The organism is Blastococcus aurantiacus, assembly GCF_900102425.1.
Lineage (GTDB): Bacteria > Actinomycetota > Actinomycetes > Mycobacteriales > Geodermatophilaceae > Blastococcus > Blastococcus aurantiacus.
This window is the reverse complement of sequence record NZ_FNBT01000008.1, coordinates 96,839-121,807: the sequence shown is the minus strand read 5'-3', so window position 1 is coordinate 121,807 and position 24,969 is coordinate 96,839. Positions and strand designations below refer to the sequence as shown.

General features: G+C 71.7%; 39 protein-coding genes. 34 read left to right on the top strand and 5 right to left on the bottom strand.

What is annotated here, in order from left to right:
* The first annotated feature begins 6 nt into the window (after positions 1 to 6).
* The 27 genes from rplV (at position 7) to truA (ending at position 15,251) form a co-directional block, all read left to right on the top strand.
* Positions 7 to 468 (top strand): 50S ribosomal protein L22, encoded by a 462-nt coding sequence (gene rplV / locus BLS70_RS16340; RefSeq protein ID WP_091770147.1) that lies wholly within the window; start codon positions 7 to 9, stop codon positions 466 to 468.
* Entirely contained in the window at positions 468 to 1,403 is a 936-nt protein-coding gene (rpsC, locus tag BLS70_RS16335; RefSeq protein ID WP_091770145.1) for a 30S ribosomal protein S3, read from the top strand. Before rplV ends, rpsC begins: the two co-directional genes overlap by 1 nt.
* 3 nt (positions 1,404 to 1,406) lie before the next feature.
* Complete coding sequence (gene rplP, locus BLS70_RS16330) at positions 1,407 to 1,823, top strand: 50S ribosomal protein L16 (protein WP_091770143.1); 417 nt, start codon at positions 1,407 to 1,409, stop codon at positions 1,821 to 1,823.
* The gene (gene rpmC, locus BLS70_RS16325; protein ID WP_029340041.1) at positions 1,823 to 2,056 is read left to right on the top strand and encodes a 50S ribosomal protein L29; all 234 of its coding nucleotides are present in this window, start codon (positions 1,823 to 1,825) and stop codon (positions 2,054 to 2,056) included. Before rplP ends, rpmC begins: the two co-directional genes overlap by 1 nt.
* A complete protein-coding gene (gene rpsQ / locus BLS70_RS16320; protein WP_091770141.1) occupies positions 2,053 to 2,343 on the top strand; it encodes a 30S ribosomal protein S17 in 291 nt (96 codons plus the stop codon). The genes rpmC and rpsQ overlap by 4 nt, the downstream gene beginning before the upstream one ends.
* A gap of 206 nt (positions 2,344 to 2,549) precedes the next feature.
* Positions 2,550 to 2,918: a 50S ribosomal protein L14 gene (gene rplN / locus BLS70_RS16315; protein WP_091770139.1), complete on the top strand. Its 369-nt coding sequence runs from the start codon at positions 2,550 to 2,552 to the stop codon at positions 2,916 to 2,918.
* Positions 2,919 to 2,920: 2 nt separating this feature from the next.
* Positions 2,921 to 3,268 carry a 50S ribosomal protein L24 gene (gene rplX, locus BLS70_RS16310; RefSeq protein ID WP_439645391.1) on the top strand — a complete coding sequence of 116 codons (348 nt, stop codon included), beginning with the start codon at positions 2,921 to 2,923 and terminating at the stop codon, positions 3,266 to 3,268.
* Between the two features lie 2 nt (positions 3,269 to 3,270).
* A complete protein-coding gene (rplE, locus tag BLS70_RS16305; protein ID WP_091770136.1) occupies positions 3,271 to 3,855 on the top strand; it encodes a 50S ribosomal protein L5 in 585 nt (194 codons plus the stop codon).
* Between the two features lie 19 nt (positions 3,856 to 3,874).
* Positions 3,875 to 4,060: a type Z 30S ribosomal protein S14 gene (locus tag BLS70_RS16300; RefSeq protein WP_091770134.1), complete on the top strand. Its 186-nt coding sequence runs from the start codon at positions 3,875 to 3,877 to the stop codon at positions 4,058 to 4,060.
* Positions 4,061 to 4,221: 161 nt separating this feature from the next.
* A complete protein-coding gene (rpsH, locus tag BLS70_RS16295) occupies positions 4,222 to 4,632 on the top strand; it encodes a 30S ribosomal protein S8 (protein WP_091770132.1) in 411 nt (136 codons plus the stop codon).
* A 14-nt stretch (positions 4,633 to 4,646) separates the two neighbouring features.
* Positions 4,647 to 5,186 carry a 50S ribosomal protein L6 gene (gene rplF / locus BLS70_RS16290; protein WP_091770130.1) on the top strand — a complete coding sequence of 180 codons (540 nt, stop codon included), beginning with the start codon at positions 4,647 to 4,649 and terminating at the stop codon, positions 5,184 to 5,186.
* Positions 5,186 to 5,593 carry a 50S ribosomal protein L18 gene (rplR, locus tag BLS70_RS16285; RefSeq protein WP_091770128.1) on the top strand — a complete coding sequence of 136 codons (408 nt, stop codon included), beginning with the start codon at positions 5,186 to 5,188 and terminating at the stop codon, positions 5,591 to 5,593. The genes rplF and rplR overlap by 1 nt, the downstream gene beginning before the upstream one ends.
* Before the next feature lie 49 nt (positions 5,594 to 5,642).
* Positions 5,643 to 6,284, top strand: coding sequence for a 30S ribosomal protein S5 (gene rpsE, locus BLS70_RS16280; protein WP_091770126.1), 642 nt, complete (start codon positions 5,643 to 5,645; stop codon positions 6,282 to 6,284).
* Between the two features lies 1 nt (position 6,285).
* Positions 6,286 to 6,465 (top strand): 50S ribosomal protein L30, encoded by a 180-nt coding sequence (gene rpmD / locus BLS70_RS16275; protein ID WP_091770124.1) that lies wholly within the window; start codon positions 6,286 to 6,288, stop codon positions 6,463 to 6,465.
* Between the two features lie 13 nt (positions 6,466 to 6,478).
* Positions 6,479 to 6,922: a 50S ribosomal protein L15 gene (gene rplO / locus BLS70_RS16270; protein ID WP_091770122.1), complete on the top strand. Its 444-nt coding sequence runs from the start codon at positions 6,479 to 6,481 to the stop codon at positions 6,920 to 6,922.
* 133 nt (positions 6,923 to 7,055) lie between these two features.
* Positions 7,056 to 8,366 carry a preprotein translocase subunit SecY gene (gene secY / locus BLS70_RS16265; RefSeq protein ID WP_091770120.1) on the top strand — a complete coding sequence of 437 codons (1,311 nt, stop codon included), beginning with the start codon at positions 7,056 to 7,058 and terminating at the stop codon, positions 8,364 to 8,366.
* Positions 8,366 to 8,980 carry an adenylate kinase gene (locus BLS70_RS16260; protein ID WP_091770119.1) on the top strand — a complete coding sequence of 205 codons (615 nt, stop codon included), beginning with the start codon at positions 8,366 to 8,368 and terminating at the stop codon, positions 8,978 to 8,980. Before secY ends, BLS70_RS16260 begins: the two co-directional genes overlap by 1 nt.
* Positions 8,981 to 8,992: 12 nt before the next feature.
* Positions 8,993 to 9,862 carry a type I methionyl aminopeptidase gene (gene map / locus BLS70_RS16255; RefSeq protein WP_255362524.1) on the top strand — a complete coding sequence of 290 codons (870 nt, stop codon included), beginning with the start codon at positions 8,993 to 8,995 and terminating at the stop codon, positions 9,860 to 9,862.
* Positions 9,863 to 10,106: 244 nt separating this feature from the next.
* Positions 10,107 to 10,328, top strand: a complete 222-nt coding sequence (infA, locus tag BLS70_RS16250; RefSeq protein ID WP_012950459.1) for a translation initiation factor IF-1 — start codon at positions 10,107 to 10,109, stop codon at positions 10,326 to 10,328.
* Between the two features lie 71 nt (positions 10,329 to 10,399).
* Positions 10,400 to 10,513, top strand: a complete 114-nt coding sequence (gene rpmJ, locus BLS70_RS16245) for a 50S ribosomal protein L36 (protein WP_012950458.1) — start codon at positions 10,400 to 10,402, stop codon at positions 10,511 to 10,513.
* A gap of 14 nt (positions 10,514 to 10,527) precedes the next feature.
* Complete coding sequence (gene rpsM / locus BLS70_RS16240; RefSeq protein ID WP_091770117.1) at positions 10,528 to 10,902, top strand: 30S ribosomal protein S13; 375 nt, start codon at positions 10,528 to 10,530, stop codon at positions 10,900 to 10,902.
* A gap of 118 nt (positions 10,903 to 11,020) precedes the next feature.
* A complete protein-coding gene (rpsK, locus tag BLS70_RS16235) occupies positions 11,021 to 11,428 on the top strand; it encodes a 30S ribosomal protein S11 (protein WP_040338531.1) in 408 nt (135 codons plus the stop codon).
* A 35-nt stretch (positions 11,429 to 11,463) separates the two neighbouring features.
* Entirely contained in the window at positions 11,464 to 12,090 is a 627-nt protein-coding gene (gene rpsD, locus BLS70_RS16230; RefSeq protein ID WP_091770115.1) for a 30S ribosomal protein S4, read from the top strand.
* A 98-nt stretch (positions 12,091 to 12,188) separates the two neighbouring features.
* Complete coding sequence (locus tag BLS70_RS16225) at positions 12,189 to 13,268, top strand: DNA-directed RNA polymerase subunit alpha (protein WP_091770112.1); 1,080 nt, start codon at positions 12,189 to 12,191, stop codon at positions 13,266 to 13,268.
* 126 nt (positions 13,269 to 13,394) lie between these two features.
* Positions 13,395 to 14,012, top strand: a complete 618-nt coding sequence (gene rplQ / locus BLS70_RS21525) for a 50S ribosomal protein L17 (protein WP_091770110.1) — start codon at positions 13,395 to 13,397, stop codon at positions 14,010 to 14,012.
* The gene (locus BLS70_RS16215) at positions 14,009 to 14,392 is read left to right on the top strand and encodes a hypothetical protein (RefSeq protein ID WP_091770108.1); all 384 of its coding nucleotides are present in this window, start codon (positions 14,009 to 14,011) and stop codon (positions 14,390 to 14,392) included. The genes rplQ and BLS70_RS16215 overlap by 4 nt, the downstream gene beginning before the upstream one ends.
* Before the next feature lie 13 nt (positions 14,393 to 14,405).
* Positions 14,406 to 15,251: a tRNA pseudouridine(38-40) synthase TruA gene (gene truA, locus BLS70_RS16210; protein WP_255362536.1), complete on the top strand. Its 846-nt coding sequence runs from the start codon at positions 14,406 to 14,408 to the stop codon at positions 15,249 to 15,251.
* Between the two features lie 65 nt (positions 15,252 to 15,316).
* Here truA and BLS70_RS16205 read toward each other — a convergent pair whose 3' ends face one another.
* Both BLS70_RS16205 and mobA read right to left on the bottom strand, forming a co-directional pair.
* A complete protein-coding gene (locus BLS70_RS16205; RefSeq protein WP_091770104.1) occupies positions 15,317 to 15,979 on the bottom strand; it encodes an SDR family oxidoreductase in 663 nt (220 codons plus the stop codon).
* Between the two features lie 9 nt (positions 15,980 to 15,988).
* The gene (mobA, locus tag BLS70_RS16200; protein ID WP_091770102.1) at positions 15,989 to 16,579 is read right to left on the bottom strand and encodes a molybdenum cofactor guanylyltransferase; all 591 of its coding nucleotides are present in this window, start codon (positions 16,577 to 16,579) and stop codon (positions 15,989 to 15,991) included.
* A gap of 36 nt (positions 16,580 to 16,615) precedes the next feature.
* Here mobA and fdhD point away from each other — a divergent pair, with 36 nt between their 5' ends.
* Positions 16,616 to 17,446: a formate dehydrogenase accessory sulfurtransferase FdhD gene (gene fdhD / locus BLS70_RS16195; RefSeq protein ID WP_091770100.1), complete on the top strand. Its 831-nt coding sequence runs from the start codon at positions 16,616 to 16,618 to the stop codon at positions 17,444 to 17,446.
* A gap of 59 nt (positions 17,447 to 17,505) precedes the next feature.
* Positions 17,506 to 17,685 carry a hypothetical protein gene (locus tag BLS70_RS16190; protein ID WP_091770098.1) on the top strand — a complete coding sequence of 60 codons (180 nt, stop codon included), beginning with the start codon at positions 17,506 to 17,508 and terminating at the stop codon, positions 17,683 to 17,685.
* A gap of 19 nt (positions 17,686 to 17,704) precedes the next feature.
* On the opposite strand, the gene BLS70_RS16185 is transcribed toward BLS70_RS16190, so the two are convergent.
* From BLS70_RS16185 to moeA, 3 genes are read right to left on the bottom strand one after another with little or no spacing between them, the layout of a single operon-like run.
* Positions 17,705 to 18,214 (bottom strand): MogA/MoaB family molybdenum cofactor biosynthesis protein, encoded by a 510-nt coding sequence (locus tag BLS70_RS16185; protein WP_255362523.1) that lies wholly within the window; start codon positions 18,212 to 18,214, stop codon positions 17,705 to 17,707.
* Positions 18,202 to 18,675, bottom strand: a complete 474-nt coding sequence (gene moaC, locus BLS70_RS16180; RefSeq protein ID WP_091770096.1) for a cyclic pyranopterin monophosphate synthase MoaC — start codon at positions 18,673 to 18,675, stop codon at positions 18,202 to 18,204. The genes BLS70_RS16185 and moaC overlap by 13 nt, the downstream gene beginning before the upstream one ends.
* Positions 18,672 to 19,874: a molybdopterin molybdotransferase MoeA gene (gene moeA, locus BLS70_RS16175; protein WP_091770094.1), complete on the bottom strand. Its 1,203-nt coding sequence runs from the start codon at positions 19,872 to 19,874 to the stop codon at positions 18,672 to 18,674. The genes moaC and moeA overlap by 4 nt, the downstream gene beginning before the upstream one ends.
* 150 nt (positions 19,875 to 20,024) lie before the next feature.
* Between moeA and BLS70_RS16170 the strand changes: the two genes are divergently transcribed.
* The 5 genes from BLS70_RS16170 to glmS all read left to right on the top strand — a co-directional run bounded on the left by BLS70_RS16170 (position 20,025) and on the right by glmS (position 24,892).
* Positions 20,025 to 20,510, top strand: coding sequence for a beta-class carbonic anhydrase (locus BLS70_RS16170; protein WP_091770092.1), 486 nt, complete (start codon positions 20,025 to 20,027; stop codon positions 20,508 to 20,510).
* A gap of 187 nt (positions 20,511 to 20,697) precedes the next feature.
* A complete protein-coding gene (gene rplM / locus BLS70_RS16165; protein WP_091770091.1) occupies positions 20,698 to 21,141 on the top strand; it encodes a 50S ribosomal protein L13 in 444 nt (147 codons plus the stop codon).
* Entirely contained in the window at positions 21,138 to 21,557 is a 420-nt protein-coding gene (gene rpsI / locus BLS70_RS16160) for a 30S ribosomal protein S9 (RefSeq protein WP_091770089.1), read from the top strand. The genes rplM and rpsI overlap by 4 nt, the downstream gene beginning before the upstream one ends.
* Before the next feature lie 20 nt (positions 21,558 to 21,577).
* Positions 21,578 to 22,924: a phosphoglucosamine mutase gene (gene glmM / locus BLS70_RS16155; protein WP_091770087.1), complete on the top strand. Its 1,347-nt coding sequence runs from the start codon at positions 21,578 to 21,580 to the stop codon at positions 22,922 to 22,924.
* 90 nt (positions 22,925 to 23,014) lie between these two features.
* Entirely contained in the window at positions 23,015 to 24,892 is a 1,878-nt protein-coding gene (gene glmS, locus BLS70_RS16150; RefSeq protein ID WP_091770085.1) for a glutamine--fructose-6-phosphate transaminase (isomerizing), read from the top strand.
* The last annotated feature ends 77 nt before the right edge of the window (positions 24,893 to 24,969 follow it).

The window sequence follows — 24,969 nt, the reverse complement described above, 5'->3', positions numbered from 1 at the left end:
ATTTCGATGACTTCCCAGTTGGGACAGGAGGCACCGGTCGCCCGGGCTACCGCCCGGTTCGTCCGCGTGACCCCCATGAAGGCGCGCCGGGTGGTGGACCTGGTCCGCTACCTGCCGACCGACGAGGCGCTGGCGCTGCTGCGCTACGCCCCGCAGAGCGCCAGCGAGCCGGTGGCGAAGGTGGTCGCCAGCGCGGTCGCCAACGCCGAGCACAACCTGCAGCTCGACCCGGCCGCCCTGGTCGTCAGCGCTGCCTACGTCGACGAGGGCCCGACGCTCAAGCGGATCCGTCCGCGTGCGCAGGGCCGGGCGTTCCGCATCAACAAGCGGACCAGCCACATCACCATCGAGGTGAGCGAGGTCGCCACCAGCGACGTCCTCGCGCAGAAGTCGCGCAAGGCGCGCCGGGAGACCGGCATGACCGGCCCGGCCACCCAGCAGAACAACACGAGGGGAGGGACCCGCTAGTGGGTCAGAAGGTCAACCCGCACGGGTTCCGACTCGGGATCACCACCGACTACAAGTCCCGGTGGTACGCGGACAAGCTGTACAAGGACTACGTCAAGGAAGACGTCGCGATCCGCAAGCTCATGTCCAAGGGCATGGAGCGGGCCGGCATCTCCAAGGTGGAGATCGAGCGCACCCGTGACCGGGTTCGCGTCGACATCCACACCGCGCGTCCGGGCATCGTCATCGGCCGCCGCGGCGCCGAGGCCGACCGCATCCGCGGCGAGCTGGAGAAGCTCACCGGCAAGCAGGTGCAGCTGAACATCCTCGAGGTCAAGAACCCCGAGTCCGACGCGCAGCTGGTCGCCCAGGGCGTGGCGGAGCAGCTGTCCTCCCGCGTCAGCTTCCGCCGTGCCATGCGCAAGGCCATGCAGTCGGCGCAGCGCAGCCCGCAGGTCAAGGGGATCCGCGTGCAGTGCTCGGGTCGCCTCGGCGGCACCGAGATGAGCCGCTCGGAGTTCTACCGCGAGGGTCGCGTCCCGCTGCACACGCTGCGGGCCAACATCGACTACGGCATCTACGAGGCCCGCACCACCTTCGGCCGCATCGGCGTCAAGGTGTGGATCTACAAGGGTGACGTGAGCGGTTCGCGCGCCGAGCGTGCCGCCCTCGAGGCGCTCGCCGAGCGTCAGGGCCAGCGCCGCGAGCGCCCCCAGCGCCCCCGTCGTTCGGGCTCCTCCGGCACGACCGCCGGTGGCACCGAGGCCGGCCGCGCTGCGGTGGAGTCCTCGACGGGTGGGCCGGGGACCAGCACCGCAGACACCGCCGAGAGCACCGTCGCCGTCACCTCCGGCGACGTCGCTCCGGAGACGACCGTCGCCGAGGTCGCCGGCCCGGAGGCCACCGCTGCCGCCGAGACCGTCGCGGCCGAGACGACCGAGAACACGGAGAGCTGAGCCATGCTCATCCCACGGCGCGTCAAGCACCGCAAGCAGCACCACCCGAGCCGGTCGGGCAAGGCCAAGGGCGGGACCGAGATCAACTTCGGTGAGTTCGCGATCCAGGCCCTCGAGCCCGCCTACGTGACCAACCGTCAGATCGAGTCCGCTCGTATCGCGATGACCCGGCACATCAAGCGTGGCGGAAAGGTGTGGATCTCGATCTACCCGGACCGTCCGCTGACCAAGAAGCCGGCCGAGACCCGCATGGGTTCCGGCAAGGGCTCGCCCGAGTGGTGGGTGGCCAACGTCAAGCCCGGCCGCGTGCTGTTCGAGCTGTCCGGTGTCGCCGAGCCCGTGGCCCGCGAGGCCATGCGCCGCGCGATCCACAAGCTGCCGATGAAGTGCCGCTTCATCACGCGAGAAGGAGAAGTGTGATGGCCGCAGGTCTGACCGCTCCCGAGCTGCGCGAGCTCTCCGTCGACGAGCTCGCCTCGCGGCTGCGTGAGCACAAGGAAGAACTGTTCAACCTGCGCTTCCAGGTGGCCACCGGCCAGCTGGACAACAACCGGCGACTGCAGACCGTCCGCCGCGACATCGCCCGGATCTACACGATCATGCGCGAGCGCGAGCTGGGTCTCTCGGTCGCCCCGAACGAGGGTGTGGCATGAGCGAGACCCAGGAAGCGTCGGGCCCCGGCCTGGCCGGTCGCGGGTACCGCAAGGTCCGCGAGGGCCTCGTGGTCAGCGACAAGATGGAGAAGACCATCGTCGTCGAGGTCGAGGACCGCGTGAAGCACGCGCTCTACGGCAAGGTCATCCGGCGCACGACCAAGCTCAAGGTCCACGACGAGCAGGGGGAAGCCGGCATCGGCGACCGCGTGCAGATCATGGAGACCCGGCCGATGTCGGCCACCAAGCGGTGGCGGCTCGTCTCGGTCGTCGAGAAGGCCAAGTAAGAGGCGGCCCTCCGGGGCCGTGGGGGTAGGAGTACCCTGGACCACTGGCGCGCACCTCACCGCTGTCCCGAGGGCGGCGCGCCACATCCCGGTACCCGTGCGACGGTGCGCACCGGCGGCTCAGCCGCCGGTGCGCCCGCACGAGTGCCGGACAGCCGGTTCACCGTTCCGGCCCGGCTGTCACCACAAGTATTTGGGAGTAGCACGTGATCCAGCAGGAGTCGCGACTGCGTGTCGCCGACAACACCGGTGCGAAGGAGATCCTCTGCATCCGGGTGCTCGGTGGCTCGGGGCGACGCTACGCGGGCATCGGCGACATCATCGTCGCCACCGTGAAGGACGCGCTGCCCGGTGCCGGTGTGAAGAAGGGTGACGTCGTCAAGGCCGTCATCGTCCGCACCGTCAAGGAGCGCCGCCGTCCGGACGGGTCCTACATCCGCTTCGACGAGAACGCCGCGGTCATCATCCGCGACAGCGGCGACCCGCGCGGGACCCGCATCTTCGGGCCCGTCGGCCGGGAACTGCGCGACAAGCGCTTCATGCGGATCATCTCGCTCGCCCCGGAGGTGCTGTGAACATGGCTGCCACCAGCAACGGCAAGACGCCGTCCATGAAGGTCAAGAAGGGCGACACCGTCCTCGTGCTCGCGGGCAAGGACAAGGGCGCCAAGGGCCGCGTCATCGCTGCCTACCCCAAGCTCCAGAAGGTCCTGGTCGAGGGCGTCGGGCGGGTCAAGAAGCACACCCGCATCAGCTCGAACCAGCGCGGCGCCCAGCAGGGCGGGATCGTCACGCAGGAGGCTCCCATCCACGTGAGCAACGTGATGGTGGTCGACTCCGAGGACAAGCCGACCCGGGTCGGCTACCGCAAGGACGAGGAAGGCCGCAACATCCGGGTCTCGCGGCGCACCGGTAAGGACCTCTGATCATGAGCGCACCCTCCCGCGAGCTGCCCCGCATGCTCGCCAACTACCGCGAGAACATCGCCCCGACGCTGCAGTCGGAGTTCGGCTACGAGAACGTCATGCAGATCCCGCGCCTGACCAAGATCGTGGTCAACATGGGCGTCGGCGAGGCCACCCGTGACGCCAAGCTGATGGACGGCGCGGTCCGCGACCTCACCGCCATCACCGGCCAGAAGCCGGCCGTCGTCCGGGCGCGCAAGTCCATCGCGCAGTTCAAGCTGCGCGAGGGCATGCCGATCGGCGCCAAGGTCACCCTCCGCGGCGACCGCATGTGGGAGTTCCTCGACCGCCTGCTGTCGCTGGCCCTGCCCCGCATCCGTGACTTCCGCGGCCTGAACGCCAAGCAGTTCGACGGCCACGGCAACTACACGTTCGGGCTGAACGAGCAGTCGATGTTCCGCGAGATCGACGTCGACAAGATCGACCGGCAGCGCGGCATGGACATCACGCTGGTCACCACCGCCACCACCGACGAGGAGGGTCGCGAGCTGCTCCGCCAGCTCGGCTTCCCCTTCGCCGGCCAGCCCGTCGTCCAGACCGTCCGCTGAGTCGGGCAGGAGAGAAGCAATGGCCAAGAAGGCGCTAGTCAACAAGGCGGCCCGCAAGCCGAAGTTCGCGGTCCGTGGCTACACCCGCTGCCAGCGGTGCGGACGTCCGCACTCGGTGTTCCGCAAGTTCGGCCTGTGCCGGATCTGCCTGCGGGAGATGGCGCACGCCGGGGAGCTCCCGGGCGTGAAGAAGAGCTCCTGGTAACAGAAGGACCAGGCTGCTCCCCACGACACGCTCCGCGCGCCGCGGGTTCCGGCAGCCAGGCCGTTCCATCCCACCAAGCACCACTGATCGCCGAGAGGCCCAGCGCCAAGTCCCCGAGACCCGGCGCATGAGGAACCGCGGCGAGAGAGGCAACACCCGACATGACGATGACCGACCCGATCGCGGACATGCTGACGCGTCTGCGGAACGCCAACCAGGCGTACCACGACGCCGCGGTCATGCCGTCCTCCAAGCTCAAGACGCACATCGCCGAGATCCTCCAGCAGGAGGGCTACATCGCCGGCTGGCGCGTCGACGAGGTGGAGAAGGACGGCAGCACCTTCAAGCAGCTGGTGGTCGACCTGAAGTACGGCCCCAACCGCGAGCGCAGCATCGCCGGCGTCAAGCGCGTGTCCAAGCCCGGTCTCCGGGTCTACGCGAAGTCCACCGGACTGCCCAAGGTGCTCGGCGGCCTGGGCGTGGCGATCATCTCCACGTCCACCGGGCTGCTCACCGACAAGCAGGCGAACAAGAAGGGCGTGGGTGGGGAAGTCCTCGCCTACGTCTGGTAAGGGAGCGAGCGAAGATGTCACGGATCGGACGACTCCCGATCGCCGTGCCCGGTGGCGTGGACGTCACGATCGACGGCCAGACGGTCAGCGTGAAGGGACCCAAGGGCGAACTCAGCCACACGGTCGCCTCGCCGATCACCGTCGAGCGCGACGAGGACGGCACGCTGCGGGTGCAGCGCCCCAACGACGAGCGACAGAACCGCGCCCTCCACGGGCTCTCGCGGACGCTGATCGCCAACATGATCACCGGCGTCACCGAGGGGTACACCAAGACCCTCGAGATCGTCGGCGTCGGCTACCGCGTCCAGGCGCGCGGCTCGGACCTCGAGTTCGCCCTGGGCTTCAGCCACCCGGTGCCGGTCAAGGCACCGGACGGCATCACCTTCGCCGTCGAGGCGCCGACCCGTCTGCGGGTCACGGGCATCGACAAGCAGCTCGTGGGTGAGGTCGCAGCCAAGATCCGCAAGATCCGCAAGCCCGACCCGTACAAGGGCAAGGGCGTGCGGTATCAGGGCGAGGTCGTCAAGCGCAAGGTCGGGAAGACGGGTAAGTGATGGCTCAGGCAGAGAAGGCCGCTCGGGTCCACAAGCCCGTCGGAACCGACATCAGCACGGCGCGCCGCGTATCGCGGCTGCGTCGCCACAACAGGCTGCGCAAGCGGGTCTCCGGTACCGCCGAGCGTCCGCGCCTGGTGGTCAAGCGCAGCTCGCGCCACATCCACGTGCAGGTCGTCGACGACACCCTCGGCCGCACCGTGGTCAGTGCCTCCACGATGGACGCGAGCCTGAAGGGTGCCGAGGGCGACAAGTCCGCCCTGGCCCGTCAGGTGGGTGCCCTGGTGGCGGAGCGGGCGAAGGCCGCCGGCATCTCCGCGGTCGTCTTCGACCGCGGTGGCAACCGGTACGCCGGGCGCATCGCCGCCCTGGCCGACGGTGCCCGCGAGGGTGGGCTGGACTTCTGATGACCACCCCCACCAGCAGCACGAACCAGCAGATCGAGAGGGACCTCTGATGCCAGGACCACAGCGACGCGGCGGCGGCGCCGGCGGTGCCGGTGGCGCGGGCGGTGCCGGTGGCGGCAACGACCGCCGCGACCGTCGTGACGGCGGGCGTGGCCCCGGCGGCGCACCCGCCGAGAAGAGCAACTACATCGAGCGCGTGGTCGCCATCAACCGCGTGTCCAAGGTCGTCAAGGGTGGTCGTCGCTTCAGCTTCACCGCCCTGGTGATCGTGGGCGACGGTGACGGCAAGGTCGGCGTCGGCTACGGCAAGGCCAAGGAGGTGCCCGCGGCGATCGCCAAGGGCGTCGAGGAGGCCAAGAAGCACTTCTACAACGTGCCGCGCATCGCCAGCACCATCCCGCACCCGGTGCAGGGTGAGGCGGCGGCCGGAGTCGTGCTGCTCAAGCCGGCCAGCCCCGGTACCGGTGTCATCGCCGGTGGTCCGGTGCGCGCCGTCCTCGAGTGCGCCGGCATCCACGACGTGCTCTCGAAGAGCCTCGGGTCCTCGAACCCGATCAACATCGTGCACGCCACGATGCAGGCCCTGAAGGACCTCGTCCGTCCCGAGGAGATCGCGGCCCGCCGCGGTCTGCCCCTGGAGGACGTCGCCCCGGCGGCCATGCTCCGTGCCCGTGCGGGCCAGGGAGTCTGAGATGGCGCAGCTGAAGGTCACCCAGATCAAGTCCGGTATCGGCACGAAGCCCAACCAGCGCCAGACGCTGCGTTCGCTGGGCCTCAAGCGGATCCACGACTCGGTCGTCCAGGAGGACCGTCCCGAGATCCGCGGGATGGTCGCGACGGTGCCGCACCTGGTCACCGTCGAAGAAGTCTGAGGAACGACTCGCTATGACACTGAAGGTCCACCACCTGCGTCCCGCCCCGGGCGCCCACACCGCCAAGACCCGCGTGGGTCGTGGTGAGGGCTCCAAGGGCAAGACCGCCGGTCGCGGCACCAAGGGCACCGGCGCGCGTGGCAACACGCACGCCCGGTTCGAGGGTGGGCAGACCCCGCTGCACATGCGGCTGCCCAAGCTCTCGGGCTTCAAGCCCCCGAACAAGATCGTCTTCCAGGTCGTCAACCTCGACCGGATCGCCGCGCTCTTCCCGCAGGGCGGGACGGTCAACCCGGACACCCTCGCCGAGGCCGGTGCGGTCCGCCGCAACCAGCCGGTGAAGGTGCTGGGCACCGGCGAGCTCGGCGGCGTCAAGGTCGACGTCTCGGCCCACGCCTTCTCCTCGGCCGCGGCCGAGAAGATCGGCGCGGCCGGGGGCAGCACCACCCGCATCTGATCAGGAGGGCCCCCCTGCTCCCGCCGCGCGCCACGCCCGCGGCGGGGATCGCAGGGGGGCCTTCTCCTGTCCGCCCTGCGCGACCGCTGGCGGACGGGTTGCTAACCTCACTCGACCGATAAGGGGAGGGCTCGTGCTGCAGGCGTTCGCCGCGGCGTTCCGGACGCCAGATCTCCGGCGCAAGCTGCTGTTCTCCCTGGCGATCATCGCCGTCTACCGGCTGGGTGCCCAGGTGCCGGGACCAGGGGTGTCGGTCGAGGCGATCAACAACTGCCTCGAGCTCGCCGAGGCCGGCTCCCAGCGCGACATCTACTCGCTGGTCAACCTCTTCTCCGGCGGCGCGCTCCTGCGCCTGTCGGTGTTCGCGCTCGGCATCATGCCGTACATCACCGCGAGCATCATCGTGCAGCTGCTGGTCGTGGTCATCCCGCGCTTCGAGCAGTTGAAGAAGGAAGGCCAGTCGGGTCAGGCCAAGCTGACCCAGTACACGCGCTACCTGACGATCGCCCTGGCGGTCCTGCAGAGCACCGGCATCATCGCCCTGGCCCGCAGCGGCCAGCTGTTCCCGGGCTGCTCCGAGCCGATCATCCCCTCGGACTCCGTGTGGACGACGATCGTCCTGGTCGTCGCTCTGACGGCCGGCACGGCGCTGATCATGTGGCTCGGCGAGCTGCTGACCGAGAAGGGGATCGGCAACGGCATGTCCGTGCTGATCTTCACCTCGATCGCGGCCCGCATCCCGGCCGAGGGCGGCTCGATCCTGCAGACCCGCGGCGTCCTCGTCTTCACGGTGGTGTGCGCCTTCGCGGTCCTCATCATCGGCGCGGTCGTCTACGTCGAACAGGCGCAGCGGCGCATCCCCGTCCAATACGCCAAGCGGATGGTCGGCCGCCGCATGTACGGCGGGACGTCGACCTACCTGCCGCTGAAGGTCAACCAGGCCGGCGTCATCCCGGTCATCTTCGCGTCGTCGCTGCTGTACCTGCCGCAGCTGATCAGCCAGCTGCAGGGTGACGAGACGGGCTCGGTCCGCCAGTTCTTCGAGAACTACATCATCGACCAGAGCAGCCCCGTGCACGTCGCGCTCTACTTCGCGCTGATCGTCTTCTTCACGTACTTCTACGTGTCGATCACGTTCAACCCCGAGGAGCGCGCGGACGACATGAAGCGCTACGGCGGCTTCATCCCGGGCATCCGCCCGGGCCGTCCGACGGCCGAGTACCTGCAGTACGTGCTGTCCCGCATCACGCTCCCGGGTGCGCTCTACCTCGGGATCGTCGCCGTGCTGCCGAACTTCTTCCTCGCGGTGACGCAGGAGGGCCAGAACCAGAACTTCCCGTTCGGCGGGACCGCAGTGCTGATCATGGTCGGAGTGGGGTTGGAGACGGTGAAGCAGATCGAGACGCAGTTGAACCAGCGCAACTACGAAGGGTTCCTGAAGTAGTGCGCATCGTCCTGCTGGGGCCCCCCGGAGCGGGCAAGGGCACCCAGGCGCAGTTCATCGCAGGCCGCCTCGCCGTCCCGGCGATCTCCACCGGGGACATCTTCCGGGCGAACGTCAGCGGGCAGACCGAGCTCGGCCTCAAGGCCAAGGTCTTCATGGACGCGGGTGATCTCGTCCCCGACGAGATCACCGTCGCCATGGTCAAGGACCGGCTGGCCGAGCCCGACGCCAAGGCCGGCTTCCTGCTCGACGGCTTCCCGCGCACCATCGCGCAGGCCGAGCAGCTGGCCGAGTCCCTCGCCGACCTCGGCCACGGCCTGGACCGGGTGCTCGAGCTGGTCGTCGAGGAGGAGGAGCTGGTCCGGCGCCTCTCCGGCCGGCGCATGCTCGTCGACGGGCAGATGGTCCAGCGCGACGACGACAAGCCCGAGACCGTCCGGCACCGCCTGGAGGTCTACCGGGAACAGACCGCGCCGCTCTCGGGGTTCTACGAGACCGTGGGGCTGCTCTCCCGGATCGACGCGATCGGCTCCGTGGAAGAGGTCACGGCCCGGGCGCTGCGGGCGCTCGGTGTCGACCCCGAGGACCCGAGCGCGGCGCCGGCCGGCGCCTGAGGGAGGCCGGCAGTGCACGGCGACCGTCGCGAGGCGCTGCTGGCCCGGGTGCCGCTGCTGGCGAAGTGGAGTGGACGGATGATCCAGATCAAGACGGCGCAGGAGCTCGAGCTCATGCGCGCCTCCGGGCTCGTGACGGCCGGTGCGCTGGCCGCGGTCAAGGCCGCCGTCCGGCCCGGTGTCACCACCGGTGAGCTCGACGCCATCGCGGCCGACCACATCCGGTCCCGGGGCGCCGTGTCGAACTTCCTGGGCTACCACGGCTTCACCGGGACGATCTGCGCGTCCATCAACGACGAGGTCGTCCACGGCATCCCCGACCCCGGCCGCACGCTGGCCGAGGGGGACAACATCTCCATCGACTGCGGCGCGGTCCTGCAGGGGTGGCACAGTGACTCCGCGGTCACCGTGACGGTGGGGGAGCCCTCACCGGAGGACGCCGCGCTGCTGGAGGTCACCGAGCGCTCGATGTGGGCCGGGCTCGCGCGCGCCGTCGCGGGCGGCCGGCTCACCGACATCAGTGCGGCGGTCGAGGAGTCGATCCGGGCGCACGCGCACCCCTACGGGATCGTCGACAACTACGGCGGGCACGGCATCGGCACCGAGATGCACCAGGACCCGCACATCCTGAACTACGGGCGTGCAGGCCGCGGGCCCAAGCTGGTGCCCGGGCTCGCGCTGGCGATCGAGCCGATGGTGACGGTGGGGGACCCGTCCACCGTCGAGCTGGACGACGGCTGGACCGTCGTCACCAAGGACGGCTCCCGGGCCGCCCACTTCGAGCACACCGTCGCCATCACGCCCGAGGGTCCCTGGGTCCTGACGGCCGAGGACGGTGGCGTCGCGGGACTGGCGCCCTTCGGCGTCACCGCCCGCAGCTAGGCCTCCCCGGCCGGGGTGTCCCACCCCTCACGGGGGCCGGTTGGTGGCTGGTGTGTCGTCAGGTACGATTCCCTGTGGCGCTAGCGCCGTTCTTTCGTCGTGCTGTGGCCGCGTGACGGGGAACGCCCTCTGCGACAGCGCCTGCACCACCTGTTCTGCAATCACCGAGCTCGTCGCCCCGGGTCCACCCGTGGGCGCAGGAGCGAGGTACGAGTACCACCGAGTCAAGGAGTGCGTGTAGGGCATGGCGAAGAAAGACGGGGCCATCGAGGTCGAGGGTCGCGTCGTCGAGCCGCTGCCCAACGCGATGTTCCGGGTCGAACTGCAGAACGGGCACCGGGTGCTCGCCCACATCAGCGGCAAGATGCGTCAGCACTACATCCGCATCCTGCCCGAGGACCGCGTGGTCGTGGAGCTCTCGCCCTACGACCTGACGCGCGGTCGCATCGTCTACCGCTACAAGTAACCGCTCGGCCAGCGACTGCCCACCGGCAGAGACGCGGCCGGCACACGATCGAGGAATGAGGGGCGGCACCGGTGAAGGTCCAGCCGTCGGTGAAGAAGATCTGTGACAAGTGCAAGGTGATCCGCCGGCACGGCCGGGTCATGGTCATCTGCGACAACGCCCGGCACAAGCAGCGCCAGGGCTGAGGGAGTACCTGAACATGGCACGACTGGCAGGCGTCGACCTTCCCCGCGAGAAGCGGTTGGAGGTCGCGCTCACCTACATCTACGGCATCGGCAAGACCCACGCCAAGGAGACCCTGGCCGCGACGGGCGTCAGCCCGGACCTGCGCGTCAAGGACCTCGGCGACGAGGACCTGCTGAAGCTCCGTGACTACATCGACGAGCACTTCCGCGTCGAGGGTGACCTGCGCCGCGAGGTGGCCGCCGACATCCGCCGCAAGGTGGAGATCGGCTGCTACCAGGGGCTGCGTCACCGTCGTGGGCTCCCCGTCCACGGCCAGCGCACCAAGACCAACGCGCGCTCGAGCAAGGGCCCGCGCAAGACCATCGCGGGCAAGAAGAAGGCTCGCTGATCCACAGCACGTCGACGTGCCGTCACAGCGACCCGTGAGGGCGGGAGTGACAGCACCCGGCGTGCGCTGCCTCGCGGCAGCACCCCCAGGCCACAGCAACTGAAGGAACCGGAGAGACATGCCTCCCAGGGCTCGCACCGCGGCTGGTGCCAAGAAGGTCCGCCGCAAGGAGAAGAAGAACGTCGCCCACGGCGCCGCGCACATCAAGAGCACGTTCAACAACACGATCGTGTCGATCACCGACCCGGCCGGGAATGTGATCAGCTGGGCTTCCGCCGGCCACGTCGGCTTCAAGGGCTCGCGCAAGTCCACGCCGTTCGCGGCGCAGATGGCTGCCGAGAACGCCGCGCGCAAGGCACAGGAGCACGGCATGCGCAAGGTCGACGTCTTCGTGAAGGGCCCTGGCTCCGGTCGCGAGACGGCCATCCGCTCCCTGCAGGCCACGGGCCTCGAGGTCGGGCAGATCCAGGACGTGACGCCGCAGCCGCACAACGGCTGCCGCCCCAAGAAGCGCCGCCGGGTCTGACCGGTTCTTGACGAGACGATCTAGGAGTATTTGACGTGGCCCGTTACACCGGAGCCGACTGCCGCCTGTGCCGGCGCGAGAAGATGAAGCTGTTCCTCAAGGGCAGCAAGTGCGAGTCCGCGAAGTGCCCGATCGAGATCCGGCCCTACCCGCCGGGCGAGCACGGCCGCGGCCGCACCAAGGACAGCGAGTACCTGCTCCAGCTCCGTGAGAAGCAGAAGGCCCGCCGCATCTACGGCGTGCTGGAGAAGCAGTTCCGCGGTTACTACGAAGAGGCCAACCGCAAGAGCGGCAAGACCGGTGAGGTCCTGCTCCAGATCCTGGAGTCCCGCCTCGACAACGTGGTCTACCGGGCCGGCTTCGCCGAGTCCCGCGACATGGCCCGCCAGCTGGTGCGCCACGGCCACATCCGGGTGAACGGCCGCAAGGTCGACATCCCGTCCTACCGGGTGACCGAGAACGACATCGTCGAGGTGGCCGAGAAGTCGCGCACGATGCTGCCGTTCGAGATCGCCCAGGCCCGCGCCGGCGAGCGTCCCGTGCCCCCGTGGCTCGAGGTCATCAGCAGCCAGCTGCGCGTGCTCGTGCACAACATCCCGGCCCGTCAGGTGATCGACACCCCGGTCCAGGAGCAGCTGATCGTGGAGCTCTACTCCAAGTAAGCAGTTCGACGGCGGGGCGGGCGGACAGATGTCCGCCCCGCCGGCACCACCCCTCACGGCGTCATATGGCGGTCGCCGGAGGACCTGAAGGAGATCTCATGCTCATCGCACAGCGCCCCACGCTCACCGAGGAGACCATCTCGGAGATGCGCTCGCGGTTCGTCATCGAGCCGCTCGAGCCTGGCTTCGGCTACACCCTCGGCAACTCCCTGCGGCGCACGCTGCTGTCCTCGATCCCCGGCGCTGCTGTCACCAGCATCCGCATCGAGGGCACCCTGCACGAGTTCACCACCGTGCCGGGCGTCAAGGAGGACGTCACCGAGCTCATCCTCAACCTCAAAGGCCTGGTCGTCAGCTCCGACTCCGACGAGCCGGTGACCATGTACCTGCGCAAGCAGGGCCCCGGTGAGGTCACTGCCGCGGACATCGCGCCGCCGGCCGGTGTCGAGGTGCACAACCCCGACCTGCACATCGCCACGCTCAACGGCAAGGGCCGCCTCGAGGTGGAGCTCGTCGTCGAGCGCGGTCGCGGCTACGTCCCCGCGCCGCAGAACAAGCAGCCCGGCCAGGAGATCGGTCGCATCCCCGTCGACTCGATCTACTCGCCGGTCCTCAAGGTCACCTACGCCGTCGAGGCGACCCGTGTCGAGCAGCGCACCGACTTCGACCGCCTCGTGGTCGACGTCGAGACCAAGCCCTCCATCGCCCCCCGCGACGCCATCGCGTCGGCCGGGTCGACGCTGGTCGAGCTGTTCGGTCTGCTGCGCGAGCTGAACGTCGACGCCGAGGGCATCGAGGTCGGGCCGAGCCCGGCCGAGGCCGCCGACATCGCGAACTTCTCGATGCCGATCGAGGACATGGACCTCACCGTCCGGTCCTACAACTGCCTCAAGCGCGAGGGCGTGCACACCGTCGGTGAGCTCGTCACCCGCTCCGAGGCCGACCTGCTCGACATCCGCAACTTCGGTGCGAAGTCGATCGACGAGGTCAAGATGAAGCTCGCGGCCATGGGCCTGGCCCTCAAGGACAGCCCGCCCGGATTCATCCCGACCTCCATCGAGAGCTACGACGAGGGCTACGAGACCGACGCCTACCAGGGCACCGGCGAGTTCGCCCCCGGCTACGAGCAGCAGCCCCAGTACGACGAGGGCTCCTACCAGGAGACCGAGCAGCTCTGAGGAAGGGCCCCCTCGCCCCCCACCGCTCGCACGCTCGCGGCGGGGCCCTGCGAGGGGGCCACTCCAGCACGTCACCATGAACGCAGCCGCCCCTCGCACCGGCCGGCAGCCTGAGGAAGGACCGACATGCCCACCCCCACCAAGGGTCCCCGTCTCGGCGGATCCCCCGCGCACCAGCGGCTGATGCTGGCCAACCTGGCCACGTCGCTGTTCGAGCACGGGCGGATCACGACCACCGAGGCCAAGGCCAAGCGGCTGCGCCCCTACGCCGAGAAGCTGGTCAGCTTCGCGAAGCGTGGTGACCTGCACTCCCGTCGCCAGGTGATGACCGTCATCCGGGACAAGGACGTCGTCCACACGCTCTTCGCCGAGATCGGTCCGCGCTTCGCGAACCGGCCGGGCGGCTACACCCGCATCACCAAGGTCGGCCCGCGCAAGGGCGACAACGCCCCGATGGCCGTCATCGAGCTGGTCGAGGCGCTGACCGTCGGGCAGCAGGCCGTCGGCGAGGCCGAGCGCGCCCGTGGCACGCAGTTCGCCACCGGCGCCGGTGCTGCCGCCGCCTCCGGTGAGGTCACCGCCGACGCCGTCGAGCCGGCCCTGGCCGACGACTCCGCGGACGCGGACGCAGTCGCCACTCCGGACGAGGCCGACGCGGTCGCCGCCCCCGACGAGGCCGACGCGGTCGTCGCCGACGAGGCCGAGGCCGTCGCGGAGGCCGAGCCCGAGACGGACGCCAAGTGACCAGCTCCACGGGTACCGGGCCTGAGCCCGGTGCCGGCGCTGCGGGTGTGAACGCCGGCGGCGGCGACCAGGGCGCGACCTTCGAGGGCGAGACCACCGGACCCGGCGGGGACACCTCCCCGGCGGTGACCGACGGCAGCGTCACCGACGAGGCCCAGCAGGTCGTCACCGACGTCTTCAACCCCGACGGCGAGCGCCAGGACGACGGCGCCGTCGACCGGCAGCCCACCGCGGAGAACGGCGTCGTCGTCGAGGGCGACAACATCTCGCCGGAGCTCGCCGATGCGGCCGCGGCCGAGGTCAACGCCGCGGAGCAGGGCGACGCGGCCACCGCGAGCCTGCACGCCCCCGGCGGCGAGTCGGCTCCCGACCCGCGCTGACGCTGCGACAACGCTGAACACCGAACACCCGGGCGAGCCCGTCACCGACACCGGTGGCGGGCTCGTCCGTCTTCGTCTGTCGGTCAGCTACGACGGCACCGCGCTGCACGGCTGGGCCCGCCAGCCGGCGCAGCGCACGGTCCAGGGAGACCTCGAGCAGGCCCTCGGGACCGTGCTCCGGACCCCGGTCGAGCTGACCGTCGCCGGGCGCACCGACGCGGGCGTCCACGCCACCGGCCAGGTCTCTCACTGCGACGTCCCGGGCGCGGTGTGGGACGAGCACCGGGACCGACTGGTGCGGCGGCTCCGGGGGGTCCTGCCGCCGGACATCGCGGTCCCCGCAGTGGTGGAGGCGCATCCGGACTTCGACGCCCGGTTCGCCGCCCTGGGCCGGCACTACGTCTACCGGCTGACCGACGCCGTCTGGGGTCCACCGCCGCTGCGGCGGGCCGACACCGTCGCCTGGCCGCGCACGCTCGACGCCGGCGCAATGGCAGCGGCGGCGGCGCTGCTGCTGGGCGAGCACGACTTCGCCGCCTACTGCCGCCGCCGCGAGGGCGCCACGACCATCCGCACCCTGCTCGCCCTGGACGTCGTCCGCACCGGTGAGCTGGTGACGATCTCCGCCTCGGCCGACGCCTTCTGCCACTCGATGGTGCGCAGCCTCGTGGGTGCGCTGACGGCGGTGGGCGAGGGGCGGCGCACCCCCGACTGGCCCGCCGGGCTGCTCTCCCGCGACGAGCGGGCCAGCGAGGTACCGGTGGCCCCGGCCGGCGGGCTGACGCTGGTCCGCGTCGACTACCCGCCCGACGACATGCTGGCCGACCGCGCCCTGCTCACCCGCGCCCGCCGCTCCTAGAAGAAGGACCCGCTGCCCCCCACCGCTCGCAGACTCGCGGCGGGACCCTGCAGCTGGCCGTTCCATCACGTCGCGTCGCGGACCGCCTCGGCGATCGGGGTGTCGCCGCCGACGAGCTCGACCACGGCGCCGTCGCGCCGGGCGTCGAGCAGCGCCACGAGCACGGCGGCGACGTCGTCCCGGGGCACGCTGCCGTAACCGATGCCGTGGCCCAGGGTCACCCGGCCGGTGCCGGGGTCGTCGGTGAGCCCTCCCGGTCGCAGAACCGTGGTGGACAGCGCCTCCCGCGGGAGCACCGCGTCCTCGGCGCGCAGCTTGGCCTGCAGGTATACGGCCATCACCGGGTCCACCCCTTGCGGCGTCCCCTCGCGGGCCTGCTCGACGCCCATGGACGAGACGAGCACGTAGGGGCGCACGCCGGCTCGCTCCGCGGCGTCGGCCAGCAGGACGGCGGCGCCGTGGTCGACGGTGTGCTTGCGGGCCTCTCCGCTGCCCGGGCCCGCACCGGCGGCGAACACGACGGCGTCGGCGTCGCGCACCACGTCCGCGAGCTCCTCCACGGTGGTGGACTCGAGGTCGAGGACCGCGGGCCGGACGCCGTCGCTCTCCAGGTCCGCGGCGTGGTCGGGGTTCCGGATGATGCCCACGACGGTGTCCCCGCGGCCGGACAGCAGGCGGCCGAGCCGACGGGCGACCTGGCCGTGGGCGCCGGCGATGACGATGCGCATGACCGGCCCCTACCCGTCGAGGTCGGCGGCTACCGCGCGGGCCCGGGCGAGATCGGCAGGGGTGTCGCAGTCCAGCCACGGCGGCGGCGTGCCCGGGGGGACCGTCGGGCGGAGCCGGTCCACGGAGAGCGGGGCCAGCACCCGCCGCAGCGACGTCGGCCCCTCGGCGCCGGGCAGGGCTGCCCGCAGGGACGCCGTCCGCCACACACCCAGCAGGAACTGGTCCCGGCCGCCGTCGTCGACGACCAGGACGCCGTCGCCGGCCAGCCGGTCACGCAGCTGGGCGACCAGCCCGGCGGAGAGGAAGGGCAGATCCCCGGCCAGCAGGGCGACCACGTCGCTGTCCACCGCCGGCAGTCCCGCACTCAGTGCCGCCACGGGTCCACCGCCGGGCGGCTGCTCGCGGACGACGACGACGTCCTCGGGCACCGGCTGCGGCGGACCCACCACGACGCGCCGCTCGGCGTCGGCGACCGCGCCGAGCACGGCGGCGAGCATGGTGCGCCCGCCGACCTCGAGCTGCGGCTTGGCCTGCCCGCCCAGCCGGGCCGCGCGACCACCGGCCAGCACCAGGGCGGTGTACGGGGGCAGCTGGTCCACGGCGTCACCGTAGGGGTCGTGGGTACCGTCGCTGCCGTGGGACGAGTCACCAGCCGGACGCCGGTGCTGCGCATCCGCGGCGCGCAGCGCAACACCCGACCCGACACGGTGGCGGCCGAGGAGCCGCTGGAGATCCGGCTGGCCGGGACTCCGCTGGCGGTCACCATGCGCACGCCGGGGGACGACTTCGACCTGGTGCACGGCTTCCTGGCCACCGAGGGCGTCATCGGCGGCCCCGACGACATCGCCGGACTCCGCTACTGCGACTCCGTCGACGCCGACGGACGGAACACCTACAACGTGGTGGACGTCGACCTCGCGCCCGGCGTCCCCATCCCGGACACCGGCCTGGAACGGAACTTCTACACGTCCAGCTCCTGCGGCGTCTGCGGCAAGGCCAGCATCGACGCCATCCGCACGAAGACGGTGCACGACGTCGCGGCGGACGCGCTCCGGTTGCCGCTGGGCACTCTGCTGGCGCTGCCCGACCGGCTGCGCGCGGAGCAGGAGGTCTTCGACAAGACCGGGGGGCTGCACGCCGCCGGGCTGTTCACCGGGGACGGCGGGCTGGTCGCCCTGCGGGAGGACGTCGGCCGGCACAACGCGGTGGACAAGGTCATCGGGGACGGCGTCCGCGCGGGCCGACTGCCCCTGGCCGGTCAGGTGCTGATGGTGAGCGGGCGGGCCAGCTTCGAGCTGACGCAGAAGGCGGCGATGGCCGGCATCCCGGTGCTCGCGGCCGTCTCCGCGCCGTCGTCCCTGGCGGTGGAGCTGGCCCGCGAGGTGGGCATCACGCTGGTGGGCTTCCTGCGTGGCGACGGCTGCAACGTCTACACCCGCACGGAGCGGATCGTCCTCCCCGCGTAGGCGTCCTCCGGCGCTACGGTGGCCGCGAGGTCGGGGTGGCGCGACCGGGAGAGGTGGGGATGACCGTGCGCGGCAGCCGGCTGCGGGGCCTGGTCGGGGCCGGGGGTGCCTTCGCCGTCCTCGGCCTGCTGCAGGTCGCCCTCTCCGACCAGGACGCCTCCGGGTACGGCATCGCGACCGGCGGAGCGCTGGTTGTGGTCACCGCCGGACTGATCGGGTGGCGGAGCCACCGGTCCTGAGCCCGCGGCGGGGGGCGCGCTAGGCGGGGTGGTCCCCGCCGCGCAGCTGGCTGACGACGTGGGGGAGCAGGGGCCCGAGCACCGCCAGGGCGTCCGTCACGCCGCCGGTGGAGCCGGGCAGGTTGATGATCAGGGTGCGACCCGCTGTCCCGGCCAGCCCACGGGACAGCACCGCCGTCGGCACCCCGTTGTCCGCGCCGTAGCGGCGGACGGCCTCGGCGATGCCCGGCGCCTCGCGCTCCAGCACCCGGCGGGTGGCCTCCGGGGTGACGTCGGTGGGGGAGAGCCCGGTGCCGCCGGTGGTGAGCACGACCTCGATGCCGGCGTCCACCGCCGCGCGCAGCACGTCCTCGATCTCGACGGCGTCGTCGGGGAGGACCTTCGGGCCCTCCACCCCGAACCCGAGCTCGGCGAGGCCGGCGGCCAGCACCCGTCCGCTGCGGTCCTCGTAGACCCCGGCGGCGGCCCTGTTCGACGCGGTGACCACCAGTGCACGCGCGCCCCCCGGCAGCTGGCTCACCTCGTCCACAGCCCGCTCTTGCCGCCGGACTTCCGCAGCAACCGGACGTCGGTGATCGAGGCGCGCGGGTCGACGGCCTTCACCATGTCGATCATCGTGAGCCCGGTGACGGTGACCGCGGTGAGCGCCTCCATCTCCACCCCGGTGCGGTCCGCGGTGCGTGCGGTCGCGGTGATCTCGACGGCGTCGTCGGCCACCTCGATGTCGACGGTGACCCCGTGCAGCGCGATCGGGTGGCACAGCGGCACGAGGTCCGGCGTCCGCTTGGCCCCGGCGATCCCCGCGATCCGCGCCACTGCGACGGCGTCGCCCTTCGGCACGCCCGTGCCGCGGAGCAGGGCCACCACCTCGGAGCTCACCAGCACCCGTCCGGCAGCGGTCGCCTCGCGCGCGGTCACCTCCTTGGCGCTGACGTCGACCATGCGCGCGGCACCGGCCTCGTCGACGTGGGTGAGCCGGGGTCCGGTCATCGCAGCGCTCCTTCGATCAGCACGACGTCGACCTCGGCGCCGGCGGTCAGTTCGGTGACGTCCTCGGGGACGACGACCAGGCAATTCGCCCGCGCCAGGTGCGCGACCAGGTGCGAGCCCGGCCCGCCGACCTGCGACACCTCGCCACCCTCCACGTACCCGCGCAGGAACTGCCGGCGGCCCGCGGGCGAGCGCAGCGGTCCGGTCAGCCGGGCGGGGGCGCGCAGCCGGTCCGGGGAGGCGTGCCCCAGGGCCCGGCGGAGCGCCGGCCGGACGAACACCTCGAAGGACACGAAGGCGCTCACCGGGTTCCCGGGCAGGGTGACGACCGGGACGCCGTCGACGGTGCCCGCGCCCTGCGGTCCGCCCGGCTGCATCGCGACCTTGCCGAACTCGACGGTGCCCAGTCCGCGGAAGGCGTCCTTGACGACCTCGTAGGCGCCGGCGCTGACACCGCCGCTGGTGATCAGCAGGTCCGCCGTCGCCAGTTCCGCGCGCACCGTGGCGAGGAACTGGTCGACGTCGTCGGGCACGAAGTGCAGCCGCCGGGGCAGCCCCCCGGCCTCCTCGACCGCCGCGGCGAGCAACAGCGAGTTGGACTCGTAGATCTGGCCGGGTGCCAGCGGCTCGCCGGGGGCCACCAGCTCGCTCCCGGTCGACAGGACCAGCACCCGCGGCCGGCGACGGACCGGCACGTCGGTCAGGCCGACCGCGGCGGCCAGCCCCAGCTGGGCGGCCCCCAGCGCCGAGCCGGCCGACAGCGCGACGGCGCCGGCGGCGATGTCCTCGCCCGCCCGCCGGAGGTGCGTGCCGGCGGCGGGGGAGTCGCGGATCTCCACCTGCCCGGTGCCGCCGTCGGTGAGCTCCACCGGGACGACGACGTCAGCGCCGGGGGGCAGCGGGGCGCCGGTCATGATCCGGTGCACCGTGCCCGGCGCGAGGGGGACGACGTCGCTGCGTCCGGCGGGGATGTCCTCGGCCACGGGCAGCCGGACCGGTCGCTCCGTCGCGCCGCCCACCTCGTCCCACCGCGCGGCGTAGCCGTCCATCGCGGAGTTGTCGAAGCCGGGCAGCGCGACGGCGGCGGTCACGTCGCGCGCCAGCACCCGGCCGTGCGCCTCGGCCAGCGGCACCCGCTCCTCGGGCAGCCGCGGCAGCAGGGCGGCGACCGCAGCCTGGTGTTCCTCGACCGTCCGCACCGGCCCATCCTCGCCGATGGTCCGGGCCGGGGCCGCCGGGGCCGGGACCGTCGCCCGTCCGAGGGGATCACGGCCCGGGGCCGGCGGTCCGGGAGCGGATGCCCGGCGCCCCGGTTAACCTCCCAGCGACCAGGACGGCAAGGAGGACGCGTGGCCGAGATCGACCGGATGCTCGAGGCGAACCAGCAGTGGGCGAAGGAGTTCCCCGGCAGCAAGCCGGTGCGCCCGGCCCGCAAGGTGGCCGTTGTGGCGTGCATGGACGCGCGCATCCCGCTGTTCGGCGTGCTCGGCCTGGAGGTCGGCGACGCCCACGTCATCCGCAACGCCGGCGGCGTCATCACCGAGGACGTCATCCGGTCGCTGACGATCAGCCAGCACGCCCTGGGCACCCGCGAGATCGTGCTGGTGCACCACACCGAGTGCGGGCTGCAGACCACCGACGACGTCTCCTTCGCCGACACCGTGGAGCAGGCGACGGGCCGGCGCCCGCCATGGGCGGCCCGGGCGTTCACCGACGTGGACCAGGACGTGCGCGAGTCGATCCGCCTGATCCGGGAGAGCCCGTACCTGCTGTCGCACGAGGTCCGGGGGACGGTCTACGACGTCACGACGGGACGGCTGCGCGAAGTGAGCTGATGGAACGCCCCCCCTCCAGGGTTCCGCGCCGAGCGTGCGAGGTGCGGGGGGAAGGGGGGCCTCTCACGGCTGGTATCGTGCTCGGTTGGCGCGTGTGCCGGCTGGTGCCGCGCGTGCAGCTACGTCTCCCGTGCTCGGTGAGGCGATCCCACCAGCCTTCCCGACAACGACGGAGGACACGAGCGCCGTGCGCACGTACACCCCCAAGCCCGGCGAGATCGACCGGGCCTGGCTCGTCATCGACGCCACCGATGTGGTGCTCGGCCGACTGGCCAGCCAGACCGCGCAGCTCCTGCGCGGCAAGCACAAGCCGCAGTACGCCCCGCACGTCGACGTCGGTGACTTCGTCGTCATCGTCAACGCCGGGAAGGTCGCCCTCACGGGCAGCAAGCGGGACGACAAGGTGGCCTACCGGCACTCCGGCCACCCGGGTGGTCTGAAGACCATCAACGTCGGCGACCAGCTGCGCACCCACCCCGACCGCGTCATCGAGCGCGCGATCAAGGGCATGCTGCCGCACAACAGCCTGGGCCGTCAGATGCTCAAGAAGCTCAAGGTCTACGCGGGCCCCGAGCACCCCCACGCTGCGCAGCAGCCCCAGAACTACGAGATCAAGCAGGTGGCCCAGTGACCAGCGCTCCGACCGTGACCGACGCCGACGGGCGTCCGATCCAAACCGTCGGCCGCCGCAAGGAGGCCATCGTCCGCGTGCGCCTCGTGCCCGGCACCGGTCAGTTCAAGCTCAACGGCCGCACCATCGAGGACTACTTCCCGAACAAGGTGCACCAGCAGCTCATCCGTGAGCCGTTCGTCATCCTCGAGAAGGCGGAGCAGTACGACGTCATCGGTCTCCTCCACGGCGGCGGCGTGTCCGGGCAGGCCGGTGCGCTGCGCCTGGCCATCGCCCGCGCGCTGATCGAGATCGAGGCGGACGACCGTCCGGCCCTCAAGAAGGCCGGCTTCCTCACCCGCGACCCGCGGGTCACGGAGCGCAAGAAGTACGGGCTGAAGAAGGCCCGCAAGGCGCCCCAGTACTCCAAGCGCTGACCGGCACGGCTGCGTCGGCCATGGGGGGGAGACTCTTCGGGACCGACGGCGTCCGGGGTCGTGCGAACGCCGACCTCACGCCGGAGCTGGCGCTCTCGGTGGCCCGGGCCGCCGCAGGCGTGCTCGCCGACCGCGACGGGACCTCGCGTCCCGTCGCGGTCGTCGGCCGTGACCCCCGGGCCAGCGGGGAGATGCTCGAGGCCGCCGTCGTGGCGGGGCTGGCGAGCGCGGGGGCCGAGGTGCTCCTCGCCGGTGTGGTCCCCACGCCGGCCCTGGCCCACCTGACCGGGTCGACCGGCGCCGACCTCGGCGTGATGATCTCGGCGAGCCACAACCCCATGCCCGACAACGGCATCAAGCTGTTCAGCCGTGGCGGGCACAAGCTCCCCGACGCCGTCGAGGCGGCGATCGAGGAGTCCGTGGCCGACGGCCACCCGGCCGGCTTCCGGCCGACCGGGGCGGGCATCGGCCGCGTGCGCGCGCTCACGAACGCGGTCGACGACTACGAGGCCCACCTGCTGGCGGCGGTCGACCAGCCGCTGCGCGGCATCTCCGTCGTCGTGGACGGCGCGCACGGCGCGGCCGCGGCCGTCGCGCCCGAGGTGTACCGCCGCGCGGGCGCCACGGTGCACGCCATCGGCTGCGCGCCGGACGGCTGGAACATCAACGACGGGATCGGCTCGACCCACCTGGAACCGCTGATCGAGGCGGTCCGTGCGCAGGGTGCCGACCTGGGCCTGGCCCACGACGGCGACGCCGACCGCTGCCTGGCGGTGACGGCGGCGGGTGACGTCGTCGACGGCGACGAGATCCTGGCCGTCTGCGCCCTGGCGCTCCAGGAGCGAGGCGCCCTCACCGACGCCACGGTCGTGGCCACGGTCATGAGCAACCTCGGCTTCCACCACGCGATGCGCGACGCCGGCATCGCGGTGCAGACCACCGCCGTCGGCGACCGCTACGTGCTCGAGGCGCTCCGCGCGGGCAACCTGAGCCTGGGCGGCGAGCAGAGCGGTCACCTGGTGTTCCTCGACCACGCCACCACCGGCGACGGGCTGCTCACCGGCCTCGCGCTCATGGCGCGCATGGCAGGGACCGGCGCCTCGCTGGCCGAGCTGGCCGCCGTGGTGCAGAAGCTGCCGCAGATCCTGATCAACGTGCCGGTCGTCGACCGGGCCGCGGTCGCGGGCAGCGCCGAGGTCGCCGAGGCCGTGCGCGCCGTCGAGGACGAGCTCGGCGACAACGGCAGGGTGCTGCTGCGTCCCTCCGGGACCGAGCAGCTGGTCCGCGTGATGGTCGAGGCGCCCACGCAGGACCAGGCAGACGCCGTGGCCGGCCGGCTCGCGGACGTCGTCGCCCGCGCCGGCTGAGGCCCGCGGCAGCCCGGCTGCTGCCCCGTGCGGGGTGGGCCGGTCCGCGGATGCCCCGATCGGGTGCCGGCCCCCGGTACCCTCGTGCGAATGTGCGGAATCGTGGGATACGTCGGCCCGCAGGATGCCCGGGACGTCGTCCTGGAGGGCCTGCGCCGGCTCGAGTACCGGGGGTACGACTCCGCCGGGATCGCGGTGCTGGCCGACGGTGAGCTGACGACGGCGAAGAAGGCCGGGAAGCTCGCCAACCTGGAGAAGGTCCTGGCCGAGCGGCCGCTGCCCGCGGCCACCACGGCCATCGGGCACACCCGGTGGGCCACCCACGGCGGCCCGACCGACCGCAACGCGCACCCCCACGTCTCCGCCGACGGCCGAGTCGCCGTCGTCCACAACGGCATCATCGAGAACTTCGCCTCGCTGCGTGCCGAGTGCGAACGCACCGGCATCGAGTTCACCTCGGAGACCGACACCGAGGTGGCGGGGCACCTGCTGGCCGCCGCGTACGCCGACGCCCCCGAGGGCGCGGGCCGGCTGGCCGAGGCGATGCGGGCGGTCTGCCGCCGGCTCGAGGGCGCCTTCACCCTCGTCGCCACCCACGCCGCCGAGCCGGACACCCTCGTCGCCGCGCGGCGCAGCAGCCCGCTGGTGGTCGGCATCGGAGAGACAGCCGACGGTACTGCGGAGTATTTCCTGGGCTCCGACGTCGCGGCGTTCATCGGCCACACCCGCAACGCCCTGGAGCTCGGCCAGGACCAGGTCGTCGAGATCGACCGCGCCCGCGGGGTGACCGTCACCGACTTCGCCGGGGCCGCTGTCGAGCCGACCGCCTACACGGTCGACTGGGACGCCGCCGCCGCCGAGAAGGACGGCTACGACTGGTTCATGCTCAAGGAGATCGCCGAGCAGCCCAAGGCCATCGCCGACACCCTGCTGGGCCGGCTGGGCGAGCAGGGCCAGCTGGTGCTCGACGAGGTGCGGCTGTCGGACCAGGAACTGCGCGACATCGACAAGATCTTCGTCGTCTCGTGCGGCACGTCGTACCACGCCGGCCTCATCGCCAAGTACGCGATCGAGCACTGGACGCGCATCCCGGTCGAGGTCGAGGTGGCGAGCGAGTTCCGCTACCGCGACCCGGTGCTCGACCGCTCCACGCTGGTCATCGTCATCAGCCAGTCGGGCGAGACCATGGACACGCTGATGGCGCTGCGGCACGCCAAGGAGCAGAAGGCCCGCGTGCTGGCCATCTGCAACGCCAACGGGTCCACCATCCCGCGCGAGTCCGACGCCGTCCTCTACACGCACGCCGGTCCTGAGATCGCGGTCGCCTCGACGAAGGCCTTCCTCAGCCAGATCGTCGCCTGCTACCTGGTGGGGCTCTTCCTGGCCCAGGTGCGCGGCATGAAGTACGAGGACGAGATCGCCGCCATCGTCGACGATCTGCGCAAGCTGCCCGACGCCGTCGCGACGGTCCTGGCGAGCATGGAGGAGGTCCGCGCCCTGGGCCGCTCGCTCGCCGACGCGGACACCGTCCTGTTCCTCGGTCGGCACGTCGGGTTCCCGGTGGCGCTGGAGGGTGCCCTCAAGCTCAAGGAGCTCGCCTACATCCACGCCGAGGGCTTCGCGGCCGGCGAGCTCAAGCACGGGCCCATCGCCGTCATCGACCAGGGGACGCCGGTCGTCGTAATCGTGCCCTCCCCGCGGAGCCGCGAGTCGGTGCACGGGAAGGTGGTGTCCAACATCCAGGAGGTCCGCGCCCGCGGCGCCCGGACCATCGTGATCGCCGAGGAGGGCGACGAGGACGTCGTGCCCTACGCCGACCACCTCATCCGCGTGCCGCGCACCCCGACGCTGCTCGCGCCGGTGGTCACCACGGTGCCGCTGCAGGTGCTGGCCTGCGAGATCGCCGACACCCGCGGCTACGACGTCGACCAGCCCCGCAACCTCGCCAAGAGCGTCACCGTCGAATAGCAGAAGGACCCCTCGGCCCCCACCGCCCGCACGCCCGCGGCGGGACCCGGCCGAGGGGCCGTTTCATCCCGTCACCA

What these genes read in the sequence shown, in the direction of transcription:
- rplF (WP_091770130.1), top strand. Translation starts at nt 4,647, where the DNA reads ATGTCACGGATCGGACGACTCCCGATCGCCGTGCCCGGTGGCGTGGAC.
- moaC (WP_091770096.1), bottom strand. Translation starts at nt 18,675, where the DNA reads ATGACCGGACCCCGGCTCACCCACGTCGACGAGGCCGGTGCCGCGCGC.
- rplX (WP_439645391.1), top strand. Translation starts at nt 2,921, where the DNA reads ATGGCTGCCACCAGCAACGGCAAGACGCCGTCCATGAAGGTCAAGAAG.
- rpsK (WP_040338531.1), top strand. Translation starts at nt 11,021, where the DNA reads ATGCCTCCCAGGGCTCGCACCGCGGCTGGTGCCAAGAAGGTCCGCCGC.
- BLS70_RS16300 (WP_091770134.1), top strand. Translation starts at nt 3,875, where the DNA reads ATGGCCAAGAAGGCGCTAGTCAACAAGGCGGCCCGCAAGCCGAAGTTC.
- rpmD (WP_091770124.1), top strand. Translation starts at nt 6,286, where the DNA reads ATGGCGCAGCTGAAGGTCACCCAGATCAAGTCCGGTATCGGCACGAAG.
- rpmC (WP_029340041.1), top strand. Translation starts at nt 1,823, where the DNA reads ATGGCCGCAGGTCTGACCGCTCCCGAGCTGCGCGAGCTCTCCGTCGAC.
- infA (WP_012950459.1), top strand. Translation starts at nt 10,107, where the DNA reads ATGGCGAAGAAAGACGGGGCCATCGAGGTCGAGGGTCGCGTCGTCGAG.
- rpsM (WP_091770117.1), top strand. Translation starts at nt 10,528, where the DNA reads ATGGCACGACTGGCAGGCGTCGACCTTCCCCGCGAGAAGCGGTTGGAG.
- rpsH (WP_091770132.1), top strand. Translation starts at nt 4,222, where the DNA reads ATGACGATGACCGACCCGATCGCGGACATGCTGACGCGTCTGCGGAAC.
- glmS (WP_091770085.1), top strand. Translation starts at nt 23,015, where the DNA reads ATGTGCGGAATCGTGGGATACGTCGGCCCGCAGGATGCCCGGGACGTC.
- BLS70_RS16205 (WP_091770104.1), bottom strand. Translation starts at nt 15,979, where the DNA reads ATGCGCATCGTCATCGCCGGCGCCCACGGCCAGGTCGCCCGTCGGCTC.
- rplO (WP_091770122.1), top strand. Translation starts at nt 6,479, where the DNA reads ATGACACTGAAGGTCCACCACCTGCGTCCCGCCCCGGGCGCCCACACC.
- rplV (WP_091770147.1), top strand. Translation starts at nt 7, where the DNA reads ATGACTTCCCAGTTGGGACAGGAGGCACCGGTCGCCCGGGCTACCGCC.
- rplR (WP_091770128.1), top strand. Translation starts at nt 5,186, where the DNA reads ATGGCTCAGGCAGAGAAGGCCGCTCGGGTCCACAAGCCCGTCGGAACC.
- rplE (WP_091770136.1), top strand. Translation starts at nt 3,271, where the DNA reads ATGAGCGCACCCTCCCGCGAGCTGCCCCGCATGCTCGCCAACTACCGC.
- BLS70_RS16225 (WP_091770112.1), top strand. Translation starts at nt 12,189, where the DNA reads ATGCTCATCGCACAGCGCCCCACGCTCACCGAGGAGACCATCTCGGAG.
- rplP (WP_091770143.1), top strand. Translation starts at nt 1,407, where the DNA reads ATGCTCATCCCACGGCGCGTCAAGCACCGCAAGCAGCACCACCCGAGC.
- rpsQ (WP_091770141.1), top strand. Translation starts at nt 2,053, where the DNA reads ATGAGCGAGACCCAGGAAGCGTCGGGCCCCGGCCTGGCCGGTCGCGGG.
- rpsE (WP_091770126.1), top strand. Translation starts at nt 5,643, where the DNA reads ATGCCAGGACCACAGCGACGCGGCGGCGGCGCCGGCGGTGCCGGTGGC.
- rplQ (WP_091770110.1), top strand. Translation starts at nt 13,395, where the DNA reads ATGCCCACCCCCACCAAGGGTCCCCGTCTCGGCGGATCCCCCGCGCAC.
- BLS70_RS16190 (WP_091770098.1), top strand. Translation starts at nt 17,506, where the DNA reads ATGACCGTGCGCGGCAGCCGGCTGCGGGGCCTGGTCGGGGCCGGGGGT.
- glmM (WP_091770087.1), top strand. Translation starts at nt 21,578, where the DNA reads ATGGGGGGGAGACTCTTCGGGACCGACGGCGTCCGGGGTCGTGCGAAC.